Here is a 12250-nt window from a genome sequence, read left to right on the forward strand (position 1 = left end):
CTCCGGCGTGGTTTGCTGTTGCATGTGGTGTTGAGCCGGGTCGGGGCGGGGTTCAGAACTTGCCGGAATTGCCCCAGTTTTCGCGCGGGGAGATCTCCTCTGCATTCTCCCAATGCTCGGCGATCCGACCGCCCGAGACCCGGTAGATGTCGAAGACGGCGATGTCCTTGCCGCCCGCATGGCGCTTGCCATAGGTGACGACGAAATCGCCTGCGCCGATCAGCTTGAAGAGCATATCGTAGCGGCCCGCTGCCTCTGAGGCGAGCCAGTCTGCCAGCCCGTCGCGGCCGGGGCCGATCCCGGGCGCGCGCTGGATCAGGTCGCCGGCAACGAACGCCGCGAGCTTGTCGCGGTCGCCCTGTTGCAGCACCTGCTTGGTATATTCCAACACCAGCGCCTTGCTGGCCTCGGTGTCGGCGGTGAGGTCGATCTCGGTCGCGCCGCGCACCATGTCCTCGCCCGAGGCTGTCTCGGCGACGAAGGAGGCGATGGTGTCCCAATGCTCCAGGATCTTGCCCTCCGCATCGGTGTAGAACATGTCCGTGGTGACCCAGCGGGCAGCACCGTCATTGAGGTCCTGATAGGCGTTGCAGAAGACCCAGGGCCCGTCCTGAAAGCTGCGGACGATCTCGATCTCGCGCGTCGGATTGCGCTCCACGAAGGGCTCGAAGAAGGCGAGGAAGCCCTCCGCGCCGTCGCCCACGCCCGTCGAGTGTTGCGTGTAGCGATGGCCGGTATATTTCAGAACCGCCTCGCGGGCATTGCCGCCCGCGATTCCGTCCAGATAGAGATTGCGGACATTTTCAAGCGCGTTTCCCATTGGCTTCACTCCCTTTTCTTGTTTTCACGGATCCAGAACGATCTGGTGCATGAACATGGTCTGGCAATTCTCGACCATGTTCAGCGGCGCGTTGCGCAAGGTGCCGTCCCATTTCTCGATCATCTGTTCGGCGCAGGCATTGGACGCGGTCATGATGCCTGCCTTGTAGATGTAATGCGCGGCCGACTCGTCATAGCGGGTCGCGACCTCGGCCATCTCGGTATGATACCAGTCGCTCTGGACGATGCCGCCGATGGTCTGTTTCATGTCCTTGATGAAGCTGCTGTAGAGCTCCATATGCTCGGGCGTGCCGACGATACGCTCATGCCCGGTGATGACGAAGTTGAAATCATACTCCGCCAGCAGACGGTCGGGCAGGCCGAAGGCAAACCACGGATCGGTGCTCTCGCCGAAATGGATCCACGGCGCGGCATCGGGGTGGAACATGTCGATCGCCCAGAGGATCTTCTGTTCCGGCGCCCAGATCAGCATGTCGCTCTGAGAGTGCCAGTTCCGCTCCAGATCGTGCATCTCCAGTCGCAACCCACCGGTTTCCAGCACGTAATCCGTGTCGAAGACCACATCCGGCATGGGGCGCTTGGGATCCCCGGCAAGGGCCAGCAAATCCGCAGTCTCCTTCGAGGCGATCAGAATGGCCTCCTCGGGGAAGAGATGCGCGCCCTGGCTGTGGTCGCGATGGTGGTGGGAATAGACCACATGGGTGATCGGCTTGTCCGTCACCTGCGGGATCACGTCGAGCACGAAGGGCGAGACATCCGGCTTCGGGTCGACCACGACGACGCCATCGTCAGTTTCGAAAAACACCATGTTTTCAAAGTCGTCATAGACGAACCAGGCGTTCTCCGCGATCTTGTAGAACCCGTAGCCCTGCGCGGGCAACGGCTCGTAGACGAAGTCGCGGGTGCTGTAGTGCGCCTTGGTTGCCTCGTAGTCGAATGGCGTGTCGGCCAGGACAACGAGGGGCAGCAGGCTCAGGGCCAGCGTTGTTGTTGCGAGAAGGTTTCGCATCGTGGGGATCCTCAGGTCGGGTTTCGGAAAAAATCTCGGGGTCGGGAGCAGCGCTTGCCCGGCGGTCATGTCGCGTCCAGGGCAGGGGAAGCCGGATGCCAGTCGAGCTCCGGGGCCTCGCGAAAAGCGAACCGTTCGAGATGGTCGGAGATCACCTTGACCGCCCGCTCCAGTTCCTCTGCGGTTTCGGCCGTGACCTCGAGCCACAGGCGCGCCGCATCCGCCGACAGGATGCACTCCCCGAAAGGCAGCTCGATCCGGCCCGTGCTCTCGCCGAGATGGACCGGGACCTTTCGGCCGAAATGGTGGCAGAGCGCGGACATATGGCGCTGCGCTCGCTCGGTTTCGAATTGCGCATGTTTTTCCATGCCGTCGCTCCTTGATCTGTTGCAACGGACGCTAAACGGTCTTTATTCCACGGGGTATCCGGTGTTATCAGAAGTCATAGTTCGGCAGGGCGGAACAATGATCGACCATCTCAGGCATATGGCTGTTTTTGCGCGGGTTGTGGATGCGAGCTCTTTCCGGGCCGCGGCGCGGGAGATCGGGCTCTCGCCGTCGCGGGTCAGCGAGACGGTCTCCGATCTCGAAGCGCATCTCGGCGCCACGCTGCTCTACCGCACGACGCGCAAGATCGCCCTGACCAGCGAAGGCCGGGTCTTCTATTCCAGGGTCAGCGACATGCTGCGCAGCGCCGAAACCGGGCTGAACGAACTCAACGCGCTCTCGCTGGAACCGGCGGGCGCGTTGCGGGTCTCGGTGCCGGCGTTCATGGCTGGTTCCGGCCTCTCGACGGCGATTGCCGAGTTCATCCGGCTGCACCCGCATGTGGCGCTGTCGGTCTCCTACACGGATTATCGTGTGGATCTTCTTTCGGACGGGTTCGACGTGAATATCCGCGCTGGCTGGCTTCAGGACAGTTCGATGATGTCACGCAAGCTGGGCGACATGGAACGGGTTCTGGTGGCCGGGGCTGACTATGCCGCTTCGCGCCCGCGCCCGGAGCACCCTACGGATCTTGAAGCCTGGGACTGGATCGGATTTGCGCATCGGCCTGACACGGAAGACTTTTTTTCGCCTGAGGGCAGCAGCGTGAAGGTGCTCGGGCAGTCGCAGTTGCAGGTGGACAGCGCAGAGGCGCTCTACCATTTCACGCGGCTGAATCTCGGCCTGACGATCCTGCCGTCCTACCTTGCGGCGCGGGGCGAGGCCACCGGCGCCTTCGTGCGGCTCCTGCCGGATTGGGGCCTGCGCCCGCTTGGCCTGCATGCCGTCTGGCCGGACCAGTCGCGGCGGGAGAACCTGACCCTGCTCTTCGTGCGATTTCTCGCCGACAGATACCGCTAGGGCGAGGCCGGCGCGAAAGGGGGGGCTCCAGCGAGAGGTGTCCCCCTCGACGGGGGGGGCGAGCCGTGATCTTCGTGTCCGTTTTTTCCTCGGCCATGGCCACGAGCGTCAACCCGGGCGAGGGCACGGATCTACGGGTGTTGAAGCCGATGCGGCGCACGGCGCTTCTGCAGAAGGGTGCCGAGGCAACAGGTGGCGGGGAGGACAGCGCACCCGAAGGCCAAAAGGGCCAGTCAGATCAGGGATATGCGGGGGAAAGGTGCAGGTTTCTGTTGCCAGGTACCTGCGAACCCCGCCAGCCCTTGCTAGAGGACTGGGCTTAGATTTCGATAGAAATCACTGCATTACGCAGCGACTGCCACCGGAGCATGATTGTTATTGGCAATTATGCTTAACGGACCGATATCGGTGGTACCTCACCGAGCAAAAGCTAACCCCTTTAGACGTCCGTCGATCCTATTTCGGCCCCATGATCCCCCAATAAGGGATGTTTGGTGGAGCCGCCGGGTACCGCCCCCGGGTCCGAGCCGTTTATTACGAGCGCGTTTATCGCCATATTTCCCGAAGGAACACAGTGAATTTAGGCGCTGTGGGCGGCTGTTTCAAGCCGTATTCCGCAGCATTTGCCTGAACGGCGCGCGCGGTGTAGATGCAGCAGAGAAACAGCTTTCGGGGCGACGGCATGACTTCCCTTTTTACGTCAAAGATGCACTTCAAGGATCTGACGGAACAGGAGATTCTGGCTTTGGCGATCTCCTCGGAAGAGGATGACGGACGGATCTATCGCAACTTCGCCACCCGGCTTCAGAAGGATTTTCCGGCCAGTGCGGCTCTCTTCATGGACATGGCGGCCGAGGAAGACCGGCACCGGCAGAGCCTGATCGCGCTCTACCGGATCCGTTTCGGCCCCTCGATTCCGCTCATTCGCCGCGCCCATGTGGCCGGGTTCTACGAGCGCAAACCGGAATGGCTGCTGGAACAGCTGCCGATGTCCCGGGTGCGGGAAATCGTGGCCGAGATGGAATACGAGTCGCGCAACTTCTACGAGACGGCCGCCGCACGGGTCGGAGATGTCGAGACGCGCCGGCTGCTGGGAGATCTCGCGGCCGCGGAGGCCGGGCATGAACGCAAGGCCGGTGAACTGGCCGAAATGCACCTGACCGAAGAGGCGCTGGCCGAGGAGGATCACCAGGAACGGAGGCAATTCATCCTGACCTGGGTGCAGCCGGGTCTGGCGGGGCTCATGGATGGCTCGGTTTCGACCCTCGCGCCGATCTTTGCGGCCGCTTTCGCCACCGGCGACACCTGGAACACCTTCCTCGTCGGGCTTGCAGCCTCCGTGGGGGCAGGGATCTCGATGGGTTTCACGGAAGCGGCCTCCGATGACGGCGCACTCTCGGGGCGCGGCTCTCCGGTCAAGCGCGGCATTGCATCGGGCGTGATGACGACGATCGGCGGCCTGGGCCACGCGCTGCCCTATCTGATCCCGGATTTCTGGACCGCGACCATCATCGCCATGATCGTTGTCTTCATCGAGCTTTGGTCCATTGCCTGGATCCAGCAACGCTTCATGCAGACGCCCTTCTGGCGCGCGGCGATGCAGGTCGTTCTCGGCGGCGGGTTGGTGCTGGCGGCCGGCATCCTGATCGGCAGCGGCTGACGGCGCGCCGGACATCGGTGCTGCCGAGGTCGGGGCGCAAATCCGCTATGTAGCAAAATCGATTGAAATCGGTTTCTGTGACGTATTGAAGTTTGGGACGGGTCACGCGCGATTTTTTGCCATGCTAGGCTATCGACTGCGTGAACGGGGAATCGGTGTGTTCCCTTCGGAATTGTTTCTCAGAAGACGTGCCGCGTTGACGGCACCGCAGCAAGGAGTGTGCCACCATGCGTGCTTTGATCGTGGAGAAGGGCGAGGACGGCAAGACCTCAGCCGGGGTGCAGGATATCGACGAGAGTCGTCTGCCCGAGGGCAATGTGACGGTCGCGGTCGAGTTTTCGACGGTGAACTACAAGGACGGGCTTTGTGTCGGTCCGGGCGGCGGCTTGGTGCGTACCTATCCGCATGTGCCGGGCATTGATTTCGCCGGCATCGTCGAGACCAGCGATGATGACCGCTACAAGCCGGGCGACAAGGTCGTGCTGACCGGCTGGCGCGTGGGCGAGGCCTATTGGGGCGGCTATGCCGAGAAGGCGCGGGTGAATGCGGACTGGCTGGTGCCGCTGCCGGAAGGGCTGAGCACGAAACAGGCGATGGCGGTTGGTACGGCCGGTTTCACCTCGATGCTGGCGGTGATGGCGCTGGAAGCGCATGGGCTGACGCCGGAGAAGGGCGAGGTTCTCGTCACCGGTGCCTCGGGTGGCGTGGGCTCGGTGGCCACGGCGATCCTCGCCAATCTCGGCTATGACGTGGCGGCGGTGACCGGGCGGCCGGAGCAGTCGCAATATCTTGCCAATCTGGGCGCCTCCAAGCTGATCACCCGGGACGAGCTTGCCGAGACGGTGAAACGTCCGCTGGAGAAGGAAACCTGGGCCGGTTGCGTGGACGCAGTTGGCGGTGCCATGCTGGCGCGCGTGTTGGGGCAGATGAAATACGGCGGCTCGGTGGCCGCGGTCGGCCTCGCCGGCGGGGCGCAACTGCCGGCAACGGTGGTACCCTTCCTGCTGCGCGGTGTGAACCTTCTGGGGATCGATTCCGTGATGCAACCCTATGAGAACCGACTCGTGGCCTGGCAGCGGATCGCCTCCGACCTGCCGATGGAGAAACTCGAGGGCATGATCGTCGATGCTGGGCTTGGCGATCTGCCGAAACTCGGGGCAGACATCCTCAAGGGCCAGGTCCGTGGTCGTGTCGTGGTCGATGTGACGGTCTGACAGCAATGAGCCTTTACGCGGGCCCGACGCCGGGCCCGCGACATCACCGACGCGCCTCTCGACAGGGCGGGCGCTCTCGGCTGGTACGGTGCGGCGCGGTCAGGCTTGCGACATTTCCGAGACCAGAAGATAGACGCAGGAGAAATCCGTTGCGTCGCCATTCTTCACGGGCTTGGATCGGAAGAGCCGGCTTTCGACGCGATAGATCTTGTAGGCGCTCAGACTGTGGCCGTCTTTCACGAGATCCCCGATAAGCGGCACGCAGGCGCTGTCTTTCTCCAGGATCACATCGTGATTTGCTTCGGTGTAGTCAAAGGAGTCCTTGTCAACGAGCCTGAGAAGCATAGCGGTCTACCAATTGTTGGGAAAATTGACGAAACAGTGACGTTACGTAACATGAAGCTGGTCCAAATTCCAGCGAATGCTCACATCTACGGGAGCCACGTCATGATCTGGGGGGGCGTCACGGCAAGTGCCGGGCGAGACGGAGGGGGACGGCCTGCCGAGCGGGCGCCTTTCGTCAGCGGGCGCCAGCGCACTGCGTCTCTTTGGCTCTGGGCGTGACCCCGAAAAGCTCGCCGGAACGCTTGCCCTTCCCGGAGTGACAGCTAATCTCGCGGCCGCGGCTTCCACTGGCCGCGGCCGTTTTCCCTTGGAGGACCCATGCTCGATATCGACTTCGTGCGCTCGAATTTCCCAGCCTTCTCCGAACCGTCGCTGCAAGGTCAGGCCTTTTTCGAGAATGCCGGCGGCTCCTATACATGCGGCCCCGTGATCGATCGGCTCACGCGCTTTTACCGCGAACGCAAGGTTCAGCCCTATGCCCCATACGCGGTGTCCGAGGCCGGTGGTGCCGAGATGGACGAGGCGAGGGAACGGCTCGCGGCGATCCTCGGTGTGGAGACGGATGAGCTCTCCTTTGGCCCCTCGTCCTCGCAAAACACATTCGTGCTGGCCAATGCGGTCCGTTGCTGGCTGACCCCGGGCGAGGCGATCGTGGTCACCAACCAGGATCACGAGGCCAATTCCGGACCCTGGCGGCGGCTGGCCGAGGAGGGGATCGAGGTGCGCGAATGGCGGATCGATCCGGAGACCGGATCGCTGGACACCGAAGCACTCGGGCCGCTGCTGGAAGATGGCAAGGTGCGGCTGGTCTGCTTCCCGCATTGCTCCAATGTCGTGGCCGAGATCAACGATGTCGCCTCCATCACCGCCGCCGCCCATGCCGCCGGCGCCTTCACCTGCGTGGACGGCGTCTCCTATGCGCCGCACGGGCTGCCGGATGTCGGCGCGCTCGGGGCGGATATCTATCTCTTCTCCAGCTACAAGACCTACGGTCCGCATCAGGGGGTGATGGTGATCCGTCGCCAACTCGGTTTCGAGCTGCCCAATCAGGCGCATTTCTTCAATGGCGAGGTGCTCTACAAGCGCTTCACTCCGGCCGGGCCGGACCATGCGCAGGTCGCGGCCTCGGCTGGTATGGCGGATTACATCGACCTGCTGGCGGCCCATCACGGCATCGAGGGCAGCGCGGTGGAACGCGGGGCAGGGGTGCACGACCTGATGCGGGCGCATGAGGCGGCGCTGATGCAGCCGCTGCTCGACTATCTTGCCGGCCGCAACGACCTGCGCCTGATCGGTCCGCGCGACGCGGATCGTCGCGCGCCGACCATCGCCGTCGATCTGGGACGCGATGCGGAAGAGGCGGCGCGCAAGCTCGCCGGCCACGGGATCATGGCGGGGGGGGGCGATTTCTACGCGGTCCGGCCGTTGCAGGCGCTTGGCGTTGATCTCGACAAGGGCGTGCTGCGGCTCAGCTTCGTGCATTACACTTGCAAGGCCGAGATCGATCAGCTGCTCGCCGCGCTGGATGCAACACTCTGAGCCAAACGCGGCGCGGGGCTACTCTGCGCCGCCATCCGGTTTGAAATCGAGCGCCACACCGTTGATGCAATATCGCAGACCGGTCGGCGCGGGGCCGTCCGGGAAGACATGGCCGAGATGGCCGTCACAGCGGGCGCAATGGACCTCCGTGCGGACCATGCCGTGCCGCGCGTCCCGGCTCTCGCCAATCCCTTCATCCTCCAGCGGGCGCGTGAAGCTCGGCCAGCCGCAGCCGGCATCGAACTTGTCGCTCTGTTCGAACAGTGGCGCTCCGCAGCCGGCACAGCGGAAGGTGCCGGCGGTCTCCGGGAAATCGTCATGGGTGAACGGGCGTTCCGTGCCGTGGTTGCGCATCACTTCGTACCCCAGATCGCCCAATGTCTGGCGCCATTGGAGGTCGGTCTTTGTCACCTTGTCACTCATGCGGCTCTCCCATCCTGTTGCCCCCAAGACTTAACCCGGATTTGCGCATTTGGAAGGCCGTCGAAGCTCACGATTGCCGGAGCGCGATTGAACGGAGCGCTGAATGGCACGGCTGTTGTCGCGCGTACTTGCCTCTGAAGTGAAACAACCTCTCACCGCCCGCGAAACAGCCCGCCGAGCACACCGCGCACGATCGCCTTGCCCGATTGCGTTCCCAATTGCCGGGCGAAGCTCTTGGCAAAGGTCTCGCCGACGGAATCCGATCGCGAGGACCGCCGCTTCGGCTTCGAACTCGACCGTCCGACACGGCTGCCCGAATAGCGCCGCGCCGATCGATACTCGCGCTCCGCCATCGGCGCCTCGTCCTCATCGGCCTCGACCTCTTCTGCCGCCCGCGCCGCCTCTTCCGCCCGTGCCGCGAGGATCTCCTGAGCGCTGCGGCGATCCAGAAGCGTGTCGTATTTCCCGGCCACCGGGGAGGCGGCCATCACCACCGCGCGCGCGGCATCGTCGAGCGGGCCGAGTTGAGAGGAGGGGGGGCGGATGAGCGTCCGCTCGGCCACGCCCGGCGCGCCCTTCCTCACCAGCAGCGAGGTCACCGCTTCGCCGGTCCCGACCTCTCGGATCGCGGCTTCGATGTCGAACCGGGGATTGTCGCGATAGGTCTCGGAGGCCTGCTTCAGCGCCCGCCGGTCTTTGGCCGTGAAGGCGCGCAGCGCGTGCTGGATGCGGTTGCCAAGCTGGCCGAGGATGTCATCGGGCACATCCGCCGGGTTCTGGGTGACGAAATAGACCCCGACCCCCTTGGACCGGATCAGGCGCGCGACCTGTTCGACCTTGTCCACCAATGCCTTGGGGGCGTCCTCGAAGAGCAGATGCGCCTCGTCGAAGAAGAAGACCAGCTTCGGCTTGTCCGGATCGCCGACCTCCGGAAGCGTCTCGAAAAGTTCGCTCAGGAGCCAGAGCAGGAAGGTCGCATAGGTGCGCGGCGCGGCCATGAGCTTGTCGGCGGCAAGGATGTTGACCCGGCCCCGCCCGGTCTCGTCGGTCAGGAAAATGTCGTCCAGCGCCAGCGCCGGTTCGCCGAAGAGCCGGTCGCCGCCCTCGTTCTCCAGCATCAGCAGGCGGCGCTGGATCGCGCCGACAGAGGCGGTGGAAATGTTGCCATAGCGCAGCGAGAGCGCCTTGCGGTTCTCGCCGACCCAGACCAGAAGCGCCTGCAGATCCGACAGGTCGAGCAAGGCCAGCCCCTGTTCATCCGCCACGCGGAAGGCGATGTTGAGGATCCCCTCCTGAACCTCCGACAGATCGAGCAGCCGCGACAGCAGCAGCGGCCCCATCTCCTCGACCGTGGTCCGCACCGGGTGCCCTTTCTCGCCAAAGAGATCCCAGAAGGTGACCGGACAGGCGGCATAAGTCAGGTCCAGCCCGATCGTCGCCGCGCGCTCCATGAAGGGGGCGTGCAACGGCGCTTCCGCGGAGCCCGAAGCTGCCATGCCGCTCAGGTCCCCCTTCACATCGGAAAGGAAAACCGGGACCCCGGCATTGGAGAAACTCTCCGCCAGGATCTGCAGCGTTACCGTTTTTCCGGTCCCGGTTGCGCCCGCGATCAGCCCGTGCCGATTGGCGTATTTCAGCATCAATTCCTGTGGGGTGGCATAGGCCTCGCCCCCGCCACCAACAAATATCGCGCTCATTTTCTGCTCCAACCGTGGCAAAACCCAGAATATCCTGATGAAAATACACGCATCGGGATGATGTTCCAGCGCCGCAACAGCCTTTCGGCAAAGAATATTTTCATTTGATGATGAAAATCGGGGGGGAAGGGATTTTGACTGTTGACGGATGTTTTTCTTGGACATAGCGTCTCACGCGTCAAGTCGGCCCGTCCGACAGGGAGAACAAACGATGCGAAAAGCATCGCGGGGAAAACACCCCGCAAAAAGGGTCCTGATGGGCCCTTTTTGTTTCTTTTGAAATTGACGACCGGGAACGGTTTCGGGCAAGGCTCCGCGCATCCCTCACAATCCGGCAAGACTGCGCCATTGATCGCTGACAGCCGGGTTTGCACATGCTAAACCACCCGCCAAGGATAACCTCGAGCAAAGAAGCGACATCCAGAAATGATTATTCCTTCGTCTTCCCGTATTGCTTGCGTGGCACTGGCCGCCATGATCGCCGCTCTGCCGGCCGTGGCGCAGGAGACTGCCACCCAGACCCCCGAGGCGGACGCCGCAACGACCGAGACGGCAGCGCCCGACGCCACGGCATCGGAAACAGAGGCACCCGCGCCCGCGGCGACCGAGGAAGCAGCCACCGGGGAGGCGGCGGATGCGCTTGGCCAGCCCTATGTGGCCGATGTCGCCGATGACTGGCAGATCGAATGCCTGCGCACCACGCTGGAGGCCGATCCCTGCCGGATGGTCCAGCTGCTGCTCGATCAGGGCAACCCGGCCGTGCGGGTCGAGATCGTGGCCCTGCCGCAGGGTGGGCCGGCCCCGGCCGTTGCGACCTTCTACTCGCCGCTGCAGACGCTGCTCTCCGAGCAACTGACGCTGTCGGTCGATGGCGGACGCAAGAGCAAGCACATGTTCAACTATTGCACACCGCAATTCTGCGTTGCCCAGGTCCCCTTTGCGCCGGATGCCGTGGCTGCTTTCAAGCGTGGCAATGCGGCCGAGGCGGTGATCGTGCCGTTGCAGGCCCCGGATCAGGAGGTCGTCCTGAAAATGTCGCTGAAAGGGTTCACCGCCGGCTTCGACAAGATCGTGGAACTGACGGCGGCCAGCGCGGCCGCAATCCAGAAGGCGAATTCCGCGCAGGGCGGAAACTGATCGCGCGCCCGGACGTGGGCGCCGGGCTTGCCAGATCCTTGAAAGGCCGTGCCCGGTATTGGGTGCGGCCTTTCTCATGAGAGCGGGGCGGAGCGGCCCGATGCAATGTCGTCATCACTCCGTCTTCGCTTGCATGTCAGGCGGCTTGGAACCAGTTTCTGACCGCGGCGGAACGCAAACGCCGCGAGTCGAGGCAAGGAGCCGAGCATGCTGAACCTGCGCCGCGGACGCTACCAGGCCCGCCAGGCGGAGACCGAGGCCGAGATCGCGGCCGTCCTTGCGTTGCGGTCGCTGTGTTTTCGGGGGGGAAAGCTGTCGGACGAGGACGCCTATGATGCGACCTGCCGCCATGTATTGGTGGAGGAGACGCGGAGCGGCCGGCTTGTCAGCACCTTTCGTCTCCTGCCGCTCAAGGCGGGCGCAGAGATCGGGCGGAGTTACTCGGCGCAGTATTACGAACTGTCGGCCTTGCACGCCTTTGACGGACCGATGGTCGAGATGGGCCGCTTTTGCGTCCATCCCGACCTGACGGACCCGGATATCCTGCGCGTCGCCTGGGGGGCTATGACACGGTATGTCGACGAAACCGGGGTCGAGATGCTGTTCGGCTGTTCCTCCTTCACGGGCACGGAAACGGCGGAGTATGTGGACGCCTTCGCCTTGCTCAAGGAGCGCCATCTTGCGCCCAAGCGGTGGCTGCCACGGGTCAAGGCGCCGAATGTCTTCCGGTTTGCCGGTTTGTTGCGCCGCAAGCCGGACCTGAAACGGGCCATGTCCGGCATGCCGCCGCTGCTGCGGACATATCTGCTTATGGGAGGCTGGGTCAGCGACCATGCGGTGGTCGACCGAGACCTTGGCACGTTGCATGTTTTCACCGGACTGGAGATCCGGGCCATCCCGCCTGCGCGCAAGCGGCTCCTGCGGGGGGTGGCGTCCGGTTGATGCGGGACCAAGGATCGAGGGTGTCCCGCCTTTGGGTCACGACGCGAAGCAGAATGCCGGCCAGGCCTTGGTATCCCACACCGTCGCTTGATATTTC

12 protein-coding genes and 1 other RNA gene are annotated in these 12250 nt (G+C 63.6%); 6 read left to right on the forward strand and 7 right to left on the reverse strand.

Translation table 11 applies throughout. The features are described 5' to 3' along the window. Window positions 1–52: 52 nt before the first annotated feature. From R3X27_RS02595 to R3X27_RS02605, 3 genes are all read right to left on the reverse strand, one after another. The gene (locus R3X27_RS02595) at window positions 53–820 is read right to left on the reverse strand and encodes a nuclear transport factor 2 family protein (protein WP_317707264.1); all 768 of its coding nucleotides are present in this window, start codon (window positions 818–820) and stop codon (window positions 53–55) included. 24 nt (window positions 821–844) lie between these two features. Next, entirely contained in the window at window positions 845–1849 is a 1005-nt protein-coding gene (locus R3X27_RS02600; protein WP_317707265.1) for an MBL fold metallo-hydrolase, read from the reverse strand. Between the two features lie 65 nt (window positions 1850–1914). After that, window positions 1915–2217: a DUF2218 domain-containing protein gene (locus R3X27_RS02605; protein ID WP_317707266.1), complete on the reverse strand. Its 303-nt coding sequence runs from the start codon at window positions 2215–2217 to the stop codon at window positions 1915–1917. A gap of 97 nt (window positions 2218–2314) precedes the next feature. Between R3X27_RS02605 and R3X27_RS02610 the strand changes: the two genes are divergently transcribed. Beyond that, complete coding sequence (locus R3X27_RS02610; protein WP_317707267.1) at window positions 2315–3196, forward strand: LysR family transcriptional regulator; 882 nt, start codon at window positions 2315–2317, stop codon at window positions 3194–3196. A 258-nt stretch (window positions 3197–3454) separates the two neighbouring features. Here R3X27_RS02610 and ssrA read toward each other — a convergent pair. Beyond that, window positions 3455–3806, reverse strand: a transfer-messenger RNA (tmRNA) gene (gene ssrA, locus R3X27_RS02615). 72 nt (window positions 3807–3878) lie between these two features. Here ssrA and mbfA point away from each other — a divergent pair. Both mbfA and R3X27_RS02625 read left to right on the forward strand, forming a co-directional pair. Then, complete coding sequence (gene mbfA / locus R3X27_RS02620) at window positions 3879–4856, forward strand: iron exporter MbfA (protein WP_317707268.1); 978 nt, start codon at window positions 3879–3881, stop codon at window positions 4854–4856. A gap of 227 nt (window positions 4857–5083) precedes the next feature. Further along, window positions 5084–6070, forward strand: a complete 987-nt coding sequence (locus tag R3X27_RS02625; protein WP_317707269.1) for an MDR family oxidoreductase — start codon at window positions 5084–5086, stop codon at window positions 6068–6070. Between the two features lie 99 nt (window positions 6071–6169). Here the strand turns inward: R3X27_RS02625 and R3X27_RS02630 are convergent, their stop codons facing one another. Further along, window positions 6170–6415 (reverse strand): hypothetical protein, encoded by a 246-nt coding sequence (locus R3X27_RS02630; protein WP_317707270.1) that lies wholly within the window; start codon window positions 6413–6415, stop codon window positions 6170–6172. 318 nt (window positions 6416–6733) lie between these two features. Here R3X27_RS02630 and R3X27_RS02635 point away from each other — a divergent pair, with 318 nt between their 5' ends. Next, on the forward strand, window positions 6734–7954 hold the full coding sequence (locus R3X27_RS02635; protein WP_317707271.1) for an aminotransferase class V-fold PLP-dependent enzyme: 1221 nt from the start codon (window positions 6734–6736) through the stop codon (window positions 7952–7954). A gap of 18 nt (window positions 7955–7972) precedes the next feature. Here the strand turns inward: R3X27_RS02635 and msrB are convergent, their stop codons facing one another. Next, on the reverse strand, window positions 7973–8377 hold the full coding sequence (msrB, locus tag R3X27_RS02640; protein WP_317707272.1) for a peptide-methionine (R)-S-oxide reductase MsrB: 405 nt from the start codon (window positions 8375–8377) through the stop codon (window positions 7973–7975). Between the two features lie 152 nt (window positions 8378–8529). Next, window positions 8530–10074, reverse strand: a complete 1545-nt coding sequence (locus tag R3X27_RS02645; protein WP_317707273.1) for a helicase HerA-like domain-containing protein — start codon at window positions 10072–10074, stop codon at window positions 8530–8532. 426 nt (window positions 10075–10500) lie between these two features. On the opposite strand from R3X27_RS02645, the gene R3X27_RS02650 reads away from it, so the two are divergent. Then, entirely contained in the window at window positions 10501–11211 is a 711-nt protein-coding gene (locus R3X27_RS02650; RefSeq protein WP_317707274.1) for an invasion associated locus B family protein, read from the forward strand. Between the two features lie 207 nt (window positions 11212–11418). Further along, entirely contained in the window at window positions 11419–12153 is a 735-nt protein-coding gene (locus R3X27_RS02655; RefSeq protein WP_317707275.1) for a GNAT family N-acetyltransferase, read from the forward strand. Window positions 12154–12250 lie beyond the last annotated feature (97 nt).

Origin of the sequence: Tropicimonas sp. TH_r6, from assembly GCF_033101155.1 — a bacterium.
Classification (GTDB): domain Bacteria; phylum Pseudomonadota; class Alphaproteobacteria; order Rhodobacterales; family Rhodobacteraceae; genus Tropicimonas.

Bases quoted from the DNA above. Each gene is read 5' to 3' on its own strand.
- R3X27_RS02595 (WP_317707264.1), bottom strand. From the start codon at position 820: ATGGGAAACGCGCTTGAAAATGTCCGCAATCTCTATCTGGACGGAATC.
- R3X27_RS02600 (WP_317707265.1), bottom strand. From the start codon at position 1,849: ATGCGAAACCTTCTCGCAACAACAACGCTGGCCCTGAGCCTGCTGCCC.
- R3X27_RS02605 (WP_317707266.1), bottom strand. From the start codon at position 2,217: ATGGAAAAACATGCGCAATTCGAAACCGAGCGAGCGCAGCGCCATATG.
- R3X27_RS02610 (WP_317707267.1), top strand. From the start codon at position 2,315: ATGATCGACCATCTCAGGCATATGGCTGTTTTTGCGCGGGTTGTGGAT.
- mbfA (WP_317707268.1), top strand. From the start codon at position 3,879: ATGACTTCCCTTTTTACGTCAAAGATGCACTTCAAGGATCTGACGGAA.
- R3X27_RS02625 (WP_317707269.1), top strand. From the start codon at position 5,084: ATGCGTGCTTTGATCGTGGAGAAGGGCGAGGACGGCAAGACCTCAGCC.
- R3X27_RS02630 (WP_317707270.1), bottom strand. From the start codon at position 6,415: ATGCTTCTCAGGCTCGTTGACAAGGACTCCTTTGACTACACCGAAGCA.
- R3X27_RS02635 (WP_317707271.1), top strand. From the start codon at position 6,734: ATGCTCGATATCGACTTCGTGCGCTCGAATTTCCCAGCCTTCTCCGAA.
- msrB (WP_317707272.1), bottom strand. From the start codon at position 8,377: ATGAGTGACAAGGTGACAAAGACCGACCTCCAATGGCGCCAGACATTG.
- R3X27_RS02645 (WP_317707273.1), bottom strand. From the start codon at position 10,074: ATGAGCGCGATATTTGTTGGTGGCGGGGGCGAGGCCTATGCCACCCCA.
- R3X27_RS02650 (WP_317707274.1), top strand. From the start codon at position 10,501: ATGATTATTCCTTCGTCTTCCCGTATTGCTTGCGTGGCACTGGCCGCC.
- R3X27_RS02655 (WP_317707275.1), top strand. From the start codon at position 11,419: ATGCTGAACCTGCGCCGCGGACGCTACCAGGCCCGCCAGGCGGAGACC.